This window comes from Streptomyces sp. NPDC096339 (genome assembly GCF_044762985.1).
Taxonomy (GTDB): domain Bacteria; phylum Actinomycetota; class Actinomycetes; order Streptomycetales; family Streptomycetaceae; genus Streptomyces.
In genome coordinates, this window is sequence record NZ_JBIWFI010000006.1 from 186,643 (window position 1) to 204,094 (window position 17,452).

13 protein-coding genes are annotated in these 17,452 nt (G+C 70.9%); 9 read left to right on the forward strand and 4 right to left on the reverse strand.

From position 1 onward, the window contains the following. Nucleotides 1–66: 66 nt before the first annotated feature. Complete coding sequence (locus ACIQ5Y_RS12245) at nucleotides 67–1,068, reverse strand: asparaginase (RefSeq protein WP_403878649.1); 1,002 nt, start codon at nucleotides 1,066–1,068, stop codon at nucleotides 67–69. Between the two features lie 138 nt (nucleotides 1,069–1,206). On the opposite strand from ACIQ5Y_RS12245, the gene ACIQ5Y_RS12250 reads away from it, so the two are divergent. From ACIQ5Y_RS12250 to ACIQ5Y_RS12265, 4 genes are all read left to right on the forward strand, one after another. Beyond that, nucleotides 1,207–1,662: an Lrp/AsnC family transcriptional regulator gene (locus ACIQ5Y_RS12250; protein ID WP_403878652.1), complete on the forward strand. Its 456-nt coding sequence runs from the start codon at nucleotides 1,207–1,209 to the stop codon at nucleotides 1,660–1,662. Between the two features lie 95 nt (nucleotides 1,663–1,757). Continuing rightward, complete coding sequence (locus ACIQ5Y_RS12255) at nucleotides 1,758–3,875, forward strand: protein kinase (protein WP_403878654.1); 2,118 nt, start codon at nucleotides 1,758–1,760, stop codon at nucleotides 3,873–3,875. A gap of 71 nt (nucleotides 3,876–3,946) precedes the next feature. Further along, nucleotides 3,947–4,900: a serine/threonine protein kinase gene (locus ACIQ5Y_RS12260; protein ID WP_403878656.1), complete on the forward strand. Its 954-nt coding sequence runs from the start codon at nucleotides 3,947–3,949 to the stop codon at nucleotides 4,898–4,900. Nucleotides 4,901–4,905: 5 nt separating this feature from the next. Next, nucleotides 4,906–7,092: a PQQ-binding-like beta-propeller repeat protein gene (locus ACIQ5Y_RS12265; protein WP_403878659.1), complete on the forward strand. Its 2,187-nt coding sequence runs from the start codon at nucleotides 4,906–4,908 to the stop codon at nucleotides 7,090–7,092. 62 nt (nucleotides 7,093–7,154) lie between these two features. Here ACIQ5Y_RS12265 and ACIQ5Y_RS12270 read toward each other — a convergent pair whose 3' ends face one another. Continuing rightward, a complete protein-coding gene (locus tag ACIQ5Y_RS12270) occupies nucleotides 7,155–8,483 on the reverse strand; it encodes a cation:proton antiporter (RefSeq protein ID WP_403878662.1) in 1,329 nt (442 codons plus the stop codon). Between the two features lie 648 nt (nucleotides 8,484–9,131). On the opposite strand from ACIQ5Y_RS12270, the gene ACIQ5Y_RS12275 reads away from it, so the two are divergent. Further along, the gene (locus ACIQ5Y_RS12275; protein WP_403878665.1) at nucleotides 9,132–10,187 is read left to right on the forward strand and encodes an endonuclease/exonuclease/phosphatase family protein; all 1,056 of its coding nucleotides are present in this window, start codon (nucleotides 9,132–9,134) and stop codon (nucleotides 10,185–10,187) included. 88 nt (nucleotides 10,188–10,275) lie between these two features. Continuing rightward, nucleotides 10,276–11,442, forward strand: a complete 1,167-nt coding sequence (locus ACIQ5Y_RS12280) for a lipid II:glycine glycyltransferase FemX (protein WP_403878668.1) — start codon at nucleotides 10,276–10,278, stop codon at nucleotides 11,440–11,442. A 174-nt stretch (nucleotides 11,443–11,616) separates the two neighbouring features. Here the strand turns inward: ACIQ5Y_RS12280 and murF are convergent, their stop codons facing one another. Further along, entirely contained in the window at nucleotides 11,617–12,960 is a 1,344-nt protein-coding gene (gene murF, locus ACIQ5Y_RS12285; RefSeq protein WP_403878671.1) for a UDP-N-acetylmuramoyl-tripeptide--D-alanyl-D-alanine ligase, read from the reverse strand. 127 nt (nucleotides 12,961–13,087) lie between these two features. On the opposite strand from murF, the gene ACIQ5Y_RS12290 reads away from it, so the two are divergent. Genes ACIQ5Y_RS12290 through vanX form a run of 3 tightly spaced genes read left to right on the forward strand, consistent with a single transcriptional unit; the run spans nucleotide 13,088 to nucleotide 15,745 of the window. Beyond that, nucleotides 13,088–14,080 (forward strand): D-isomer specific 2-hydroxyacid dehydrogenase family protein, encoded by a 993-nt coding sequence (locus ACIQ5Y_RS12290; protein WP_403878673.1) that lies wholly within the window; start codon nucleotides 13,088–13,090, stop codon nucleotides 14,078–14,080. After that, on the forward strand, nucleotides 14,073–15,113 hold the full coding sequence (vanA-Sc, locus tag ACIQ5Y_RS12295; protein WP_403878676.1) for a D-alanine--(R)-lactate ligase VanA-Sc: 1,041 nt from the start codon (nucleotides 14,073–14,075) through the stop codon (nucleotides 15,111–15,113). The genes ACIQ5Y_RS12290 and vanA-Sc overlap by 8 nt, the downstream gene beginning before the upstream one ends. Nucleotides 15,114–15,136: 23 nt before the next feature. Beyond that, nucleotides 15,137–15,745, forward strand: coding sequence for a D-Ala-D-Ala dipeptidase VanX (gene vanX / locus ACIQ5Y_RS12300; protein ID WP_403878678.1), 609 nt, complete (start codon nucleotides 15,137–15,139; stop codon nucleotides 15,743–15,745). A gap of 113 nt (nucleotides 15,746–15,858) precedes the next feature. Here vanX and ACIQ5Y_RS12305 read toward each other — a convergent pair whose 3' ends face one another. Beyond that, nucleotides 15,859–17,448: an MBL fold metallo-hydrolase gene (locus ACIQ5Y_RS12305; RefSeq protein ID WP_403878681.1), complete on the reverse strand. Its 1,590-nt coding sequence runs from the start codon at nucleotides 17,446–17,448 to the stop codon at nucleotides 15,859–15,861. Nucleotides 17,449–17,452: the final 4 nt, after the last annotated feature.

The following is a 17,452-nucleotide window of genomic DNA, read 5'->3' on the forward strand; positions in this document are numbered from 1 at the left end:
GGTCAATGCGTTTTCGCGGCGCCAGGAACCCTCTGAACAGCGGTTTCGCGCTGTCGGTCGTTGCCGTCAGACCTCGACGAGGACCGATCCGGGCGCGGACAGAGTCTGGCGCAGCAGCGCCGTCTGTTCGGCCTGGTCGTCGCTGCCCAGCAGGGCGGAGAGCACGGCGATCCGCGCCTGGCCCGCCCGCAGGGTCCCCGTCGGGACGGCTCCGGCCGCGACGAGGTCCACCGCGCCCCCGTGCGTGTAGATCTCGGTGACCGGCCCGGCCATCACCCGTGTGGTGAGCGCGACCAGCACTCCGCGCTCGACGGCGGCCCTCACCGCGTCCACGATCTCCGGCGTGGCGTTGCCCGCCCCGGTGCCCACCAGGACGACACCGCGCGCCCCCGCCGCGATGGCGGCGTTGAACAGCACCGGGTCCCCGTCGGCGTGGTGCACCACCACGTCGACGCGCGGCGGCAGTTCCGGCATCGCCGGCAACGGGAGGGCTTGCGGCCGCTGCGGCGTGCGCAGGACGGTGATCTTGCCGAAGCCGATCTTCCCGAGCAGTTCCTTCGACGGGTCCGCGAACGCGTCCAGCGCCACCGCCTGGGTCTTCACCGTGCCCCGTGCGGCGTGCACCCGTCCCGCGAAGGAGATCAGCACGCCGAGCCCGCGCGTGTTGGCGGCGGTGAGGAGGGCGTCGTAGAGGTTCTCCGGACCGTCCCCGTCCGCGGTGCCCATGGGGCGCTGCGAGCCGGTGAACACCACGGAGCGCGCGTCGTGGTGGTGGAGGTCGACGAGGAAGGCCGACTCCTCCAGGGTGTCGGTGCCGTGCGTGACGACGATGCCGTCGACGCCGGGGTCCGCGAGGACCTCGTGCACGGTGCGCAGCAGGGTCAGCTGGTGGGCGGTGGTGAGGCGGGGGCTGTTCACGCTGAACAGGTCCACCACGTCGACGGTGACGCCTTCGGGCATCGGGGCGGTGGCGATGACCTCGTTCCCGTCCGCGTCCGCCGCGAAGCCGGAACCCTGCCAGCGGCTGGCTATGGTCCCGCCGGTGCTGATGACGACGATCCGTCCCATGGCCGTTGGCCGCCCTTCTCTCGAACCCCGAAAAGGCCCGCACATATGTACCTAAAGCAGCAATGATAGAGCGATCTACGCGCAATGTGCTTGCGTCTTCGGGCGCCCCTGTAACATTCGATGGGGGATAATTGCGCCATGGACGCGATTGACCGAGATATCTTGCGCGAGCTCCAGGCGGACGGACGACTCAGCAACCAGGAGCTCGCCCAGCGCGTGGGCCTCACTCCCTCCCCCTGCATGCGCCGTGTGCGCCAGCTCGAACAGGACGGGGTGATCCAGGGCTACCGCGCCGTGATCTCCCCCGAAGCGGTGGGCCGCGGCTTCGAGGTGCTCGTCTCGGTCGAGGTGCGCCGCGACCGCGAGGCCGTCGAGTCCTTCGAGGCCGCACTCCAGGACATTCCGGACGTCATCGAGGCCTACCGCCTCTTCGGCAGCCCCGGCTGCCTCCTGCGGATCGCCGTCGCGGACCTGCGTGCGTACGAACGCCTCTGGATCGAGAAGTTGACGGCCCTCTCCGGTGTCACCGAGGTCAACTCGCAGATCATCATGAAGCGCATCAAGGAGCCGACGGGCCTTCCCATCGAACGCTGACGCAGGCGCCGACGGCTGCGCCGAGACGCGGCGCGACACCGTACGGCCTGGCACGACACGGCCCCACCCGGACACGACAGGAAGCAGCGCACACCATGGAACCCCTCGGCGTCGGAGATCCCGTCCGGCTCGGCCCGTACCGCATCCTCGGCGTCCTGGGCGCGGGCGGCATGGGCAAGGTGTACTTCGGCCGGGACAACGACGGCCGGACCGCCGCCGTGAAGGTGCTGCTGCCCGAGCTCGCCCACGACGCCCACCTCGCCCGGCGCTTCCTGCGCGAGGCACACACCGCCCAGGCGGTGACCAGCGCCGGCGTGGCCCGTGTCCTGGCCGCGGAGAGCGAGGAGAGCCGGCCCTGGATCGCCACCGAGTTCCTGTCCGGCCCCACCCTCGACGACGCGGTCCGCACGTACGGGCCCTTCGGCACCGACGCCGTCCGCGCACTCGCCGCCTCGCTCGCGGCCACCCTGCGCGACATCCACGCGGCGGGGCTGGTGCACCGCGACCTGAAGCCGCCGAACATCGTGCTCACCTCCACGGGCCCGCGCGTCATCGACTTCGGCATCGCCCGCCCCGAGCACGGGATGACGCTCACGACCACCGGCCAGGTGCCGGTCACCCCCGGCTACGGGGCCCCCGAGCAGGTGCTCGGACAGCGCGTCGGGCCGGCGGCGGACGTGTTCTCCCTCGGAGCGGTACTGGCCTACGCGGCGACCGGCCGGCGCACCTTCGACGGCACGCACGTGGCGGCGGTCCAGTACGAAGTGGTGCACGGGGAGCCCCGGCTCGACGACGTACCCGCCGAGCTGCGCCACCTGATCGCTCCCTGCCTCGCCAAGGACCCGGCGCACCGCCCGACCACCGACCGGATCGCCGGCGCCTTCGCCCCGCCTCCCGGCGCCGACCGGATCTGGCGCACGGGCCCGCTGGCCAAGGACATCGCCCGCCGCGGCGCCGCCGCCGAACGCCACTCCACCCTCACCGGCGGAAATCCCGCAACCGGCCCCTCCCGCAGGAGGCTGCTGCGCACCTCGCTGGCCGCGGGCGGGGTCCTGGCGGCGACGGGCGGGGCCGGGGCGTGGTGGCTGCTGCGCGGGGAACCCGAGGAACCCCGTACGCCCAATGAACCCGGAGCGGCGAGCAGCGCGGAACCGCTGCCCCTGTCCGCGGCCACGTCCGGCAAGGCCCCCGAACCCCTGTGGGGCCCGCTGCCGGTGGCGGCGAAGCCGGCGAACGGCGTGGTCGCCACACCCGTGTCCCTGCGCGACGTGGTCGTCTTCGCCGCCAAGGAGGGAGGGCTGGCGGCCAGGCTGACGCGGAACGGAAAGGAGAAGTGGAGGCTGCCCGACATCGAGCCGGCGGCCGGCATCTTCCCGTTGCAGGACCGTCGGATCGCCGTGGCCGGCGTCGACGGCGCACTGTTCGTCCTCGACGCGTCCACCGGCAAGCAGCAGTCGTCACAGCCGCAGGCCGATGTCGGCCGCCTCCTCGCACAGGACGACGAGTACCTGTTCGCGGTGACCCGGGGTGGAATGCTGCGCGCGTTCGACATCCAGACGCTGGTGGTCCGCTGGACGGCGCCGCTGCCGGCGGCCGCCGCACAGGGGGCCGGACCCCGGGGCGCCGTGGCGGGCATCTCCCTCGTCGTCTTCGGCGCCGACGGCACGGTGCGCGCCTTCTCCCGGCTCAGCGGGACCCCGACCTGGCAGGTCGAAGGCCAGGCGCGCTCGGCGATCGATCCGCTGGTCGTGGAACACAAGACCCCCACCACCAGGGACTACACCGTCATCCTGGGCGGCCGCACCCTGACGGCCCGCAAGGCCCTCGGCGGCGACGAACTGTGGAAGATCGCGGCCGCGGACGCCCCGGCGCCGGGCGTCGGCGGCTGGGGCCCCCTTCTGCGGGACGGCGAGACCTTGATCGGCGCGAACGGGGCGACCCTGTCCGCGCTCACCGTCGACGGCGGGCAACTCCCGCCGCGCGGCCGCGCCTCCCGCGGCCCGCTCCCCCACACCCCGCTCGTGCTCCAGGGCGAGGCGCTCTGGGCCGTGGAGGCGGACGGGCGGGGGGTCTCGGCCTATGCGCGTGCGGACGGCAGACGACTGTGGACCTGGTCGGGCACCTCACGCGGGCCCTGGGCCGTGTCCGCCGCCGGAAACCGGGTCTTCCTGGTCAACGACGGGAAGCTCACGGCCATGCCCACCGTCGGCTGACCCCGTGCCGGGCACCCTCGCGATCACCGCTTAGGCTCTGGGCCGGACCACCGACCCGGGAGAGCGCCCGCATGGAACGCCTACGCCACGACGACCCGACGCGGATCGGCCCGTACGTGACCCTGGCCCGGCTCGACGCGGACTCCGACGCCGCGCACTGCGTCCCCGAACGCCGCTACCTCGCCCGCGCCGCCGACGGGGAGCGCACGGTCCTGCTGTGCGTGCCCCGGGTCGGCGCCGATCCGTCCCGGTGGGCGATCGAGGCCGAGGGCGCCCGGCGGCTGTCCGTGCCCGGCTTCCTGACCGTCGCGGAGGTGGGCGGCACGGCCGGTTTCCCCTGGTACGCGGCCGCGTACGCGCCCGCGTTGCCGCTCCCGGCCGTGCTGGCGGCCTATGGCGGCCCGCTGCCGGAGGACACCGTACGCAGGCTGGGCGCGGCACTCGCGCAGGCGCTGGCCGCCGCGCACGCCCAGGGCGTGACGCACGCCGGGCTGTCCCCCGCCGCGGTCCTGGTCACCCCGTCCGGGCCGCTGCTGGCGTGCTTCGGGGCCACCCGGGCGGAGCGCACCGGGCACGACCCTGGCTGCCTGGCCCCCGAACGGGCGGCGGGCGCACCCGCCGCCCCCGCCGGAGACGTCTACTCCCTCGGCGCCGTACTCGCGTACGCGGCGACCGGCCACACGGTGCCGGAGCAGAGTGAACTGCCCCTGTCGCTGCGCCGGCTGACCGGCGCGTGCCTGGCCCGCGACCCCGCCGACCGGCCGGGGACGGCACAGGACGTGCTCCGCGAGCTGGCGGCCCCGGTCGAGCGCCCGGGACCGGCCCGGGATCCACGTCTGCCGACGGGGGTCCACGCCCCGGCCCCCTCTCCCCTGCCGACCGGAACGGTCCTGGACCCCGCCACCCCCCTCTCCCTGCCGGGCCGGGTCGTGGCCGCGCTCGCCGCGCAGTCGGGCGCGCTCCTGGCCGCTGAACTCCCGGCCCCGTACCAGTCGTTCGCCACGACACCCCAGAAAGCGCACTGACCCCGATGCCTTCCGCTCCGACCCCCTTCACCGGCCTCACGCACGAGGACCCGACGCACGTCGGCGACCACCGGCTGCTCGCCCGACTGGGCAGCGGCGGCATGGGCACCGTCTACCTGGCCCGCTCGTCGGGCGGACGTACGGTGGCCCTCAAAACCGTGCACCCCCGCATCGCGGCCTCCGCCGACACCACCTTCCGCACCCGCTTCCAACTCGAAACGGACGCGGCACGCGTCATCGGCGACCGTTACGGGGCCCGCGTCTTCGGCGCCGACCCGCTGGCCGCGACCCCCTGGCTGGCCACGGAATACGTCCTCGGCCCCCAGCTCGACGAGGCGGTGCGCCTCACCGGCCCCCTCCCCGAGCTGCTGGTCCGCTCCCTCGGCGCGCACCTGGCCCAGGCCCTCACCCAGCTCCACCGATCGGCCATCGTCCACCGCGACCTCAAGCCGTCCAACATCATGCTCACGGCCACCGGCCCCAAGCTCATCGACTTCGGCATCGCGCGGGCCCTCGGCGACGGACGGCTCACCAGCACCGGCACCGCGGCGGGCACGCCCGCGTACATGTCCCCCGAGCAGGCTTCCGGCCAGGAACACACCCCGGTGGGCGACGTGTTCGCCCTGGCCTCCGTACTGGTCTTCGCCGCTTCCGGGCACGGCCCGTTCGGCGCCGGCCGGCCCGCGGACCTCCTGTACCGGGTCCGCTACGCGGACCCCGACCTCACGGGCGTGCCGCAGGCGCTCACCCCGCTGCTCACCCGCTGCCTGAGCAAGGACCCCGCCGTCCGCCCCTCGACGATGGAACTGGCATCCCTCCTCACACCCCCCGCCCCCACCACCTCCACCTTCCCGGACCTCCTCCCCCACCCGGTGCTGGCGGACATCGCACGCCGCACCACGGCCGTCTGGCAGGACCCCCCACCCCGCGTGGAGGCCCCGGAAACCTCCCCTGGAACAGCGCCGCCGCAGCCCGCGCCGCGCGCCGTGTCCCGCCGCACGCTCCTGGCCCTCACCGGTACGTCGGTCCTCGCCACCGGCGGCGGCCTGTGGGCCTGGCTGTCGACGCGCGACCGGACCGACGCCCCCGATGCCAAACCGTCCCCGGCCCAGCCGCCCGCTCCCCTGTGGGCGGCGTCGGGCAGCCTGCCGGGACCGGACGCCATCCCCATGCGCGTGGGCGCCGAACTCGTCATGAGCTCGGGCACCGTGGTGAACGCCGTCGATGCGGAGACCGGCGCAAGCCGGTGGCTGAACAACGCCGACAAGTCCCCATGGCAGGTCACCACCGACGGCAAGACCGTCTACGCCCTCCGCATCCCGGCCGCCGACGACAGAATCAAAACACTGTCGATCGAGACGCTCCCCCAGGAGTCCGAGAAGAAGAAGCCGCCCGTCCTCACCCTCGCCTCCCTCGACGGCACCGAGGCACTCAACCAACTCCTGTGCGTGGAGGGCGACACGGTGTACCTGATCGCCAAGTCGGCAGCCGGCGCGCAGTGGTTCCTGGTCGCCGCGAGTCTGCGGTCCGGCCGTGAGCTGTGGCGCCGCGAAGAGGCGGCGCCCGCTCAAACCGCGAGGAAGCCCGGCGTCACCTGGGGCGAGATCGTGAAGGGCGGCCTCCTGCTGTGCCACGGCGCCCCGGATTCCCTCGTCCTGTCCCTGCACGACCCCGCCACCGGCGCGGAGCGCTGGCGCAGGGCCGATCTGTCCGTCCAGGGCATGCCGCCGTACCGGCCGGCCACGGACGACGACCACGTCTACGTCGGCGCGAACACCCTCCAGGCACTGCGCCTCGCGGACGGCGCGACGGCCTGGTCGTTCGGCGCGGGCCGGGACATGGGCAAGAAGCCCTACGGCTTCCGCCGCTACGGCCTCCCGGCCGTGGCGGACGGCGTCGTCTACGCCGTCGAGGCCGTCCGCGGCATCGTCGCCGTGGACGCCCGCACCGGCGCGGAACGCTGGTCGGAAACCCCGTTGGAGGACACCGTCCCCAATGGCGACGTAGCCCCCGTGGTCAGCGCCGGTCTGGTCTTCTCCTTGGACAAGCTCGGTCTGCGAGCCGTGGACCCCCGAACCCACCGCCCCCTGTGGCGCTACCCGATCACGGCGAACATCCTGATGGCCGACCCGGACGGCAAGCGCCTCTACGTCCGGGATCCAACCAGGACGCTGGCCCTCCCGACGTCCTGAGCCCGGCCGCGCACCCTCACGGTCCTTCACCGCGGCCCCGTACACCGGGGCGTGTGCGCGGCTCAGCCGGTCCGGGCCGCCTTCGCGTCGCGTGCCGGGGCCTCGATGCCCGCGCTCAGCCGCAGCTGCTCCTCCTGCGTGTACTCGACCCGCTTCATGGCCAGGCGCAGCAGCGGCGGCGCCATGACCGAGGTCACGACGGCGACCAGGACGATGATGGTGTACGTGGCGGTGTCCAGGATCCCGAGCCGCAGCCCGACCATCGCCACGATCACCTCGATGACACCGCGGGCGTTCATCCCGGCACCGAGCGCCATCGCCTCCCACTTGCTCAGCCGGCTGAGCCGCGCCCCCAGGTAGGCTCCGGCGAACTTGCCCACGATCGCGATCAGGAGCACCACCAGGGCGGCGCAGAGCACCGTCGGCCGGGCCAGCGCCCGGAGATCGATGCGCAGGCCGGCCGTGGCGAAGAAGACCGGTGCCAGGAAGCCCACGACGACCGTACGCAGCGAAGCCGTGCGCTCGCGCTCGAACTCACCGCTGGAGCCGATGAGGAGGCCGCAGAGAAAGGCTCCGAAGACGGCTTCGAGCCCGAGGGACTGGGTGCCCGCCGCGGCGAGCAGGATGAGCGCCGCGGCCAGGGCGACCGTCTGTTCCTCGGACCCGCGGCTGGCCCGGAGGGCCAGCCGGACGACCGGCCGGCCCACCACGACCGCGATCACGACGGCGAGCAGCAGGAAGGCGATCGCGGTCACGACGTGGCCGGTGGTCAGTCCGCCGACGGCCATCGCGGAGACGACCGAGAGCATGAACCACCCGAAGGCGTCGTCGACCATGCCGGCCGCGAGGGTGAGTTGGCCGATGTTGCGGTGCATCAGGTTCATGTCCATCAGCGTCTTGGCGATGACCGGGATGGCGCTGACGCACATGGCCACGCCCAGGAAGAGGGCGAACACGTGAGGGTCGGCGGTGTCGTAGTCCAGCAGCCGGACCAACGGGTAGCCGATGCCGATGCCGAGGGCGAGCGGAACGATCAGGCCGGACAGGCTGACCTTCAGGGCCGTGACGCGGCGGCGGCGGATCATGCCCAGATCCATTTCGATGCCGGTGAGCCCGACGAGCAGCAGCACGGCGATCTGCCCGACGGCGTCGAGCAGATGTGCCTGATCCGGCCGGGCCGGGAACAGCCACCCGGAGAGTCCCGGCGCCAGCCAGCCGAACAGCGAGGGGCCGAGAAGTACGCCCGCGCTCAGTTCGCCCACGATGGCCGGCAGGCCGAAGCGCGCCGCCAGGCGGCCGAGGAGGACGGCCACGAGGAGGAGCACACCGACCTGGAGGAGGAAGACCAGCAGCGGGTGCGCGGCTATCGGTGGTACCAGAGCGACTGTCATCAACAGGACTCCTTGGGGAAATCGTCCTGGCGGAAGCGCGACCGAGGGGCCTCCGCCAAGGGCAGTCGGTGTGCCGTTCGGTGCTGCGGCGGGGGTGTCGTCGCACCCGCCCGGGTCTCGGAATCGCATGACTTGGCAAGGGCCGCACGCAAATGCCCCGCAGACCGGAAAGCTTATTCGAAAGCGATACTCATCGCGCCACCGTCGGATCTGGACAATCGATCACGGCGTGCTTCCACTCGCCGGATTCACCGCGCGAATTCCTGCCGGATCCCGCCGCCTCCCAACTGCCGGGGTTCAGCACTTGGACGCCGGGCAACGCGGCGGGGGCGCTGGGGGCCGGGGGCATCGAGGCCGAGGCTACGGGTCGGCATGTGTCTTCCGCGTATCGAAAATCGCATACGTGCCGGCAACATCCGGTCGTCTTCCCTGGCAGCATGTCTCGAACCCAGCCCTCGGCACGAACGAAGACCCGTCGGGTTCACTGGCTGATCTTCCGCGACCTGATATCCGGCACGTCCGGTGAGGCGGTCGGCATCGGGCGCTCCGTCGCGACGGCGTGGCCGCCCGCGGACGCACGCCGATCCCACCCGTGACCCGAGAACGCGGCAGTGATCAGTGGTGAGCAAGAGTGAGCGAGGGCAGACGATGACACAGGTGGACACGGCGAAGGCCGGACAGGGCAGCCGGGCGGCCGGCGACGAAGGAACTCGACCAGCGGGCGGCTCCCGGCCGGGCCCGTGGAAGCGCGGCCCGGTGCTCGCCGCGTGCGCGCTGCTGCTCGGCCTGCTCCTGCTGTTGCACGGGAACCTCACGGACTGGGCCGGTCTGGGCAGTCTGGTGGAGACCTTCCTGCCGTGGTTCGGCCTGTTCCTCCCGGTACTGCTCGCCGGGGCACTGTGGCGCCGCTCCGCCTCCGCGGTCGTCGCGCTGCTGTTGCCGGTCACCGTGTGGCTGAACCTCTTCGGCGGGCTGCTCGGCGACAAGTCCGACCAAGCCGGCGATCTCACGGTGGTCAGCAACAACGTGGCCGCCGAGAACCGTGATCCGGCCGGCACCGCCCGTGACCTGGCCGCCTCCGGCGCGGATCTGCTGGCGCTCGAGGAGCTGACCGACCGGGCCAGGGACACGTACGAGAAGGAGCTGGCGAAGGCGTACCCGCACCACACCGTGCAGGGCACGGTCGGGCTGTGGAGCAAGCTACCGCTGTCCGGCACCCGGCCGGTCGACGTCCTGGAGGGCGATGTCGGGCCACTGGCCGACAAGGTGCCGACCGAGGACATCCAGGTGGACCCGCCTCGTGCGCTGCGCACCACGGTGGCCACCGAGAAGGGGCCGCTGACGGTGTACGTGGTGCATCTGGGCTCCGTAAGGGTGATGCTCAGGGGCGGTTTCTGGACGGACTCGCGGAACGCCGGCGCGACCAAGCTCGCGGAAGCCGTCGCCGCCGAGCGCGCCCAGCGGCTTCTGGTGCTGGGCGACTTCAACGGCACCATGGGCGACCGTGCGTTCGACGGGCTCACCTCGCAGCTGCGCTCGGTCCAGGACCTGGCCGGTGACGGCTTCGGCTTCAACTGGCCGGCGAAGTTCCCGGTGGCGCGGATCGACCAGATCCTGGTCCGCGGCGTGGAGCCGAAGAGCGCGTGGCTGCTGCCGGCCACCGGCAGCGACCACCGGCCGGTGGCGGCCGGAATCAGCTGGTGAATGCCGCGAGTCGCCGGCCCGTAACATATCGTCGGTGTATCGAGAATCGCATACGCCCGGGCAACACCCCACTGCATTGACTGGTGGCATGTCCTACAACTCCCCTAGTGAACCAATTCGAACTGCGGTCGGAAATCCGGTCGTCAGGCCGATCGGCGCCGCCGAGCATTTGGCGTTCGTGCGGGCCCAGCGGTCCGTCAGCTTTCTGCAGACCCCGGCATGGGGCCGCGTCAAGACCGAGTGGCGCAGCGAGTCCCTCGGCTGGTTCGACGGTCAGCGCCTGGTCGGTGCCGGGCTCGTCCTGCACCGACCGGTGCCGCGCCTCGACCGTTACACGCTGGCGTACCTGCCCGAGGGCCCGGTCATCGACTGGAGCGGCGAGATCGGTGTGTGGCTCGATCCGCTGGCGGCGTACCTGAAGGAGCACGGCGCGTTCGCGATCCGGCTCGGCCCGCCGGTGGTGACGGACACCTGGAGCGCCGCCCAGGTCAAGGAGGGCATCTCGGACCCGGGCATCCGGCGGCTGACCGACCTGCCAGGACAGTGGGGCGACCCGGTCGGCGCCCGCGTGAGCAGCAAGCTCAAGGACGCGGGCTGGCTGCCGCAGAACCCGCAGGACGGGTTCGGGGTCGGGCATCCGCAGTTCAAGTACGAGGTCCCGCTGACGAACAGGACCGAGGACGAGCTGCTCAGGGGCATGAACCAGCAGTGGCGCCGCAACATCAAGAAGGCGGCCAAGGAAGGCGTCGAGGTCACGGTCGGCGACGGGGGGCCGGAAGACCTGAAGGCGTTTCACGACCTCTACGTCCACACCGCCGAGCGCGACCACTTCACACCCCGGCCTCTGCGCTACTTCGAGACCATGTTCGCGGCGCTGAACGCCGAGGACCCCGAGCGGATCAAGGTCTACCTGGCCCACCACCAGGGCGACTTGGTCGCCGCGACCGTCCTGGTCCGCGTCGGGGCCCACGCGGTGTACTCCTATGGCGCTTCCGCCACCGCGAAGCGCGAGGTGCGCGGCTCCAACGCCTGCCAGTGGGCGATGATCCGCGACGCGCTCGCGGCCGACTGCGACGTCTACGACCTGCGCGGCATCACCCCCACCCTCGAGGCCGACGACCCGCACGTCGGCCTCGTCCAGTTCAAGGTCGGCACAGGCGGCCAGGCGGTGCGGTACGTCGGCGAGTGGGACCTGCCGCTGCGGCCGTTGGTCTACCGGGCCTTCGACCTCTACATGAGGCGGCGCGGCCGCTGAACCGCACGGTCCAGGCCGTCTCTTTCGGATCTTGCCGGTCAAGCCCGCGTCGTCTGGCACCGTGCATCGCAAGGCGGAGGGGCGCCCGAGTACTGGACGTACTTGGGCGCCCCGACAACGCAGCGAGGTGCGGTGCCAGGCGGCGCGGGTCAGGCAAGATCCGAAAGAGACGGCCTAGGCGAGCCCCGCGGCGACTTCGTCGAGGCGCGCCCCTCGGGAGGCCTTGACCAGCACCACATCGCCGGCGGTGAGGTGGTCCCGCAGCCAGTCGACGGCCGCGTCGTTGCCGGCGAGGACCACCGCCCGCTCTCCCGCACCGTCGGCGATCGGCCGGGCGGCCTCGCCGACGGCCGCCACCACGTCGGCCCGGGCGGCGGCGTACGCCCCGACGGCGCGGTGCTCCGCCTCGCCGGCGTCGCCGAGTTCGAGCATTTCGCCGAGTACCGCGATGCGGCGCCCGCCCTCGATGGCCGCCAGCGCGTCCAGGGCGGCGCGGGTCGAGTCGGGGTTGGCGTTGTACGAGTCGTTGAGCAGCCTCGCCCCGCAGGCGAGGTCGCGCTGCTCCATCCGCCACGGCGACAGCGAGGCGGTGGCCAGCGCCGCCGTGGCCAGGTCGAGGGGAACCCCGGCCACGAGTGCCGCCGCCGCGGCAGCCGAGGCGTTGAACGCCTGGTGGGCGCCGACGAGCGGCAACGTCATGTGAGCCGAGGTGTCGACGGTCCGCAGCGTGCAGGACGGTCGTCCGAGCCGGTCGAGGGCCAGGTCGAGTACCCGTACGTCGGCGTGGTCCGCCCGGCCGAAGGTCAGGACCGGACCGTCGGTGAGCGCGCGCATCGCGGCCACCCTGGGATCGTCGGCGTTGAGGACGGCGGTGCCGCCGGGCGCGAGCCCCTGCACCAGTTCGCCCTTGGCCCTGGCGATGGCGGCGCGCGACCCGAACTCGCCGAGGTGGGCCTGCCCGGCGTTGAGGACGACGGCGACGTCGGGCGCGACCAGGCCGGTGAGCTCGGCGATGTCGCCCACGTGGCGGGCTCCCATCTCCAGGACCAGGAACCGGGTGGCCGCCCGGGCGCGCAGCATGGTGAGCGGCACACCGAGCTCGTTGTTGAGGGAGCCGGCCGTGGCGACCGTCGGCCCGGCGCCCGAAAGCACGGCCGCCAGCAGGTCCTTGGTGCCGGTCTTGCCCTGAGAGCCGGTCACCCCGACGACGGTCAGCCCGTCGCGCAGCCGGGCCACGACATGGCCGGCGAGCCTCTGCAGCGCGGTCTGGACGTCCTCCACGACGACGGTGGGCAGCGACGTGGGCCGGGAGCCGAGTACGGCCACCGCACCGGCCCGCCCGGCCTGTTCCGCGTAGTCATGGCCGTCGGCGCGCTCGCCGGCGAAGGCGACGAAGAGGCCACCCGGCTCGGCCTGCCGGCTGTCGAGTACGGCCGGCGCCGTCACGGTCGCGGAGCCGTCGCCCACGGCCTTCCCGCCGACGATTTCGGCGATCTCGCCGAGGCTGAGCGGGATCACGTCGATTCCCTGGGCGCCGAGCCCGGTGTTGTGTGAGTCATGTCTCCAGTCAAGGGAGCGGGACGTATCGCGGGCATATCGAAAACCGCATACGTTCCGGCAACAGCACGCCGCCTTGACTGGAGGCATGAGCCACAGCGACAAGACCACCCGCATCACCATGTACGGGTGCGGTCCGGACGAGGCCGTTCTGTTCCGCGAGTTGGCGTCCGGCATGGGTGTGCAGCCGGCCATCACCGACGCACCGGTGTCCGAAGCCAACAGCGAACTGGCCGCCGGCAGCCGGTGCATCAGCGTCGGCCACAAGACTCCCATCACCCATGCCACGCTGCGTGCGCTCGGTGGAGTCGGCGTGGGCTACATCTCCACGCGGAGCATCGGGTACAACCACATCGACGTGGAATACGCGGACAGCATCGGCATCCGTGTCGAAAACGTCTCCTACTCGCCGGACAGCGTGGCCGACTACACGCTGATGCTCATGTTGATGGCGGTACGGGACGCGAAATCCATCGTCCGCCGCACCGACGTGCACGATTACCGGCTGAGCGATGTGCGCGGGAGGGAACTGCGCGATCTGACGGCCGGAGTGATAGGGACGGGCCGCATAGGCGGGGCGGTCTTGGACCGGTTGCGGGGCTTCGGCTGCCGCATTCTGACCCATGACCGTCGTCCCGTGGACCGCCCCGGTGTCGCTGTCGAGTACGTGTCGCTCGATGAATTGCTGCGGCGGAGCGACCTGGTCACGCTGCATACGCCGCTCACCGCCGCCACCCACCATCTGCTGAACCGGGAGCGCCTGGCGCAGATGAAGGACGGTGCGCTGATCGTCAACACCGGACGTGGTGGGCTCATCGACACCGAGGCCCTGTTGCAGGAATTGGAGAACGGCAGGCTGGGCGGCGCGGCGCTGGACGTCGTCGAAGGCGAGGAAGGCATCTTCTACGCCGACCACCGAGACAAACCCATGGAAAGCAAAGCGCTGTTGCGGATGCAGGAGCTGCCGAACGTGCTCATCAGTCCACACACCGCCTATTACACGGATCACGCCCTGCGCGACACCGTGGAGAACTCCCTCACCAACTGCCTGACATTCGAAAGCGGGAAACAGCATGGCTAGGCTGAAGGTCGGCATCATCTTCGGGGGTCGTTCCGAGGAGCACCTCGTCTCCGTCAAGTCCGCCCGAGAGGTGGCCCGGAGCCTGGATCTCGAGAAGTACGAACCCTTCTACATCGGGATCACGAAGAGCGGTGCCTGGAAGCTGTGCGACGGGCCCGACGCGGAGTGGGAGAACGGCAACTGCCGCCCCGTCGTGCTGTCGCCGGACAGCGACGTGCACGGACTGCTCGTTCTGGAGCAGGGGCGCTACGGAACGATACGCCTGGACGTCGTGCTGCCCGTGCTGCACGGCACACTCGGCGAGGACGGCGCGATGCAGGGACTGCTGGAACTCTCCGGCATCCCCTACATCGGCTGCGACGTCCAGAGTTCCGCTCTGTGCATGGACAAATCCCTCGCCTATGTCGTCGCCAGGAGCGCGGGAATCGCGACGCCGAACTTCTGGACCGTCACGGCGGAGGAGAACATCGATCCCGCCCGGCTCACCTATCCGGTCTTCGTGAAGCCGGCCCGATCGGGATCGTCCTTCGGTGTCACCAAGGTGTCCCGGGAAGAGGAACTTCCGAGTGCGGTGGAAACGGCACGGCAGTACGACTCGAAGGTGCTGATCGAAGAGGCCGTCGTCGGCAGCGAGATCGGCTGCGCCATCCTCGGGAACGAGTCGGATCTCGTCACGGGCGAGGTGGACCGGATCGCGCTCTCGCACGGATTCTTCAGGATCCACCAGGAAGACGCCCCCGAGACCGGTTCCGACAACTCCGTGGCGATCGTTCCCGCCGACATCCCCGAAGAGTCGCGGCTGCTGGTCCAGGAGGCGGCCAAGGCCGTGTACCGCGCCCTGGGGTGCGGCGGTCTCGCTCGGGTGGACATGTTCCTGAAGGAGGACGGCGAAGTCGTCCTCAACGAGGTCAACACCTTCCCGGGTCTGACCTCGTACAGCCGTTATCCGAGGATGATGGCGGCCGCGGGTCTGCCGCTGTCCGAGGTGATCGACCGGACCATCTCCCTCGCCCTGACGGGGAAGATCCGATGAAGTCGGGGGAGTCGATGCGGTCGATGACGGACGATTTCGCCTTCGTGGACGACCTGATGTCCCGAATACGCTGGGATGCCAAGTACGCCACGTGGGACAACTTCACCGGCAAACCCGTGGACGGATATCTGGCCAATCGGATCGTCGGTACGAGGGCTCTGTGCACGGCCCTGGAGGAGGCGCAGAAGAAGGCCGCATCACTGGGGTTCGGCCTGCTGCTCTGGGACGGCTATCGCCCGCAGCACGCCGTCGACTGCTTCGTGCGCTGGTCGCAGCAGCCGGAGGACGGCCGGACGAAGTCGCGGCACTATCCCAATATCGACAGGGCCGAGATGTTCGAGAAGGGATACGTGGCCGCCAGGTCGGGCCACAGCCGGGGCAGCACCGTCGACCTCACGATCTACGACCTGGCCACGGGTGAACTCGCCCCCATGGGCGGCGACCACGACCTGATGGATCCCATCTCGCACCATGGCGCACATGGGATCACGCCCGTCGAAGCACAGAACCGTCTGCACCTGCGGTCCATCATGGAGACCTGCGGTTTCGGCGCGTACGAGTGCGAGTGGTGGCACTACACACTCGTCGACGAGCCCTATCCGGACACCTACTTCGACTTCCCCATCGCGTAGGACGGTCGCGCTCGGACCGCCGACGCGAAGGCCGTTGCGGGCCGGCGCGCCACGAAGGGTGCGCCGGCCCGCAACGGCTGTCCGGCTCATGGCCCGACATCATCCGATCGGGTTCAGTACGACCATTGCCATTCGGCCTGGTTGAGCAGGTGACCGGATTTGACTCCCTTGCGCGAGCACCATTCCTCGAACTCGGCGATCTGCTGGAGCTGGTAGGAGTCCTCGTTGTAGCTCGTGGCCATGACGTGGCCGAGCCAACTCTCCTCACCCATGGCGTAGATGTACACCTCCTCCGCCCCGAGCTCGGTGACGATCGCGCTCGCCTGCTCCGCGTTGGATCCGGACAGTTTGCGGGTGTCGCTCATCTTCTTCGGTATCGGCTGGGTGAGCAGCGGCTGGTACTTCCAGGTCATCGGCGCACCGTCGCACTCCATGCCGAGGAACGCGATGTCGACCCGTCCGAGATGCCGGCGGACGTAGCGGTAGAGGACCGGATCGAGGCCGGAGGAGTCCGCTCCCACGTACACGGTCTTCCCGCCGAGACTGATCCAGTAGGTCGCCTTGGCGCGGATGTCGAGATCGGCGTGCTCCCCGAAGAACGGCGTGGCGACGATCTTCCCGCCGGGGAAGGCCACCTCGTCGAAGTCGTCCACCTCGATCACGGGGAGCCCGAGGGATTTCAGGAAGAGCGCCAGCGACGGGTCGCACAGATTGCCGCGCGAGCTCCTCGGCACGACGAACGTGCCGACCCGGCCGCGCAGCTGGAGCAGGGTCTCGGACACGAGATGGTCGGAATGCCCGTGGGTGATGAGGACGTAGTCGATGTGGTCGGGCAGGTCGTCATAGGTGTACCGGCCGGTCGCGCTGGTGTCGGCGCTGATGAACGGGTCCGTGAGGATCGACACCTCGGGCGTCTGCAGGAGGAGGCAGGCATGCCCCCAGTACCGGATCCTGGCTCCGGCCGTGACGTGGCGGTCGGCGGCGAGCCCCGGCTCCGGGACCAGCAAGCGGGACAGCCGGGAGGCTTCGGCGTCGCCGAGTTCCAGCGCCTCGCGGAGCGCGGCCAAGGTGGTGGGCCGGATCCTGGTGCGGAACAACTCCTCGATACCGGGGTGCCGGAAGGGGATGTCCAGCTCCAGCACGTCGGGCGAGGGCAGCCGCGGGGTGCTCATCACGAACGGCCGCTCGATGCCCGTCTCCACCGAGAGCTGGACCGACTGGCGGTCCTCGGTGTAGGCCTTGCTCTGGTAGGCGAGCGGTTCCAGGAAGTGCAGCGAGGCCTCGTTGCCGGTGCCATAGGTGACTTCCACCAGGCCCGCCAGTTCGGAGGGCAGCCTCGGGTAGAGCGGCCTGAGGTCGTAGCCGGTCGCCTCCTCCCGGACCATCTTCTCGGCCTCCGCGATGGCCTCGGCGAACCGGATCATGTCCGCGCGGTCGCGCCGGATGGCCGCCAGCAGTGCCTCGACCTCGCCCTTCCGCTTCTCCTCGATGCCGACGAAGAATCCGCCGCGGAACTTCGGATCGCGGCTCCCCGAGAAATGGAAGTCCGGGGTCTGCAGGTAGGACTCCAGCATCGGGATCTGCCGGAAGGCCAGGTTCATGGTGCCGGTCACCGGAGCCATCGTGTACAGCTGGGCGTAGAACCGGTCGACCAGTGGCTCGATGATGGTGTCGGACCGGAGAAACAACCGTTCCTCAGTCATTCGT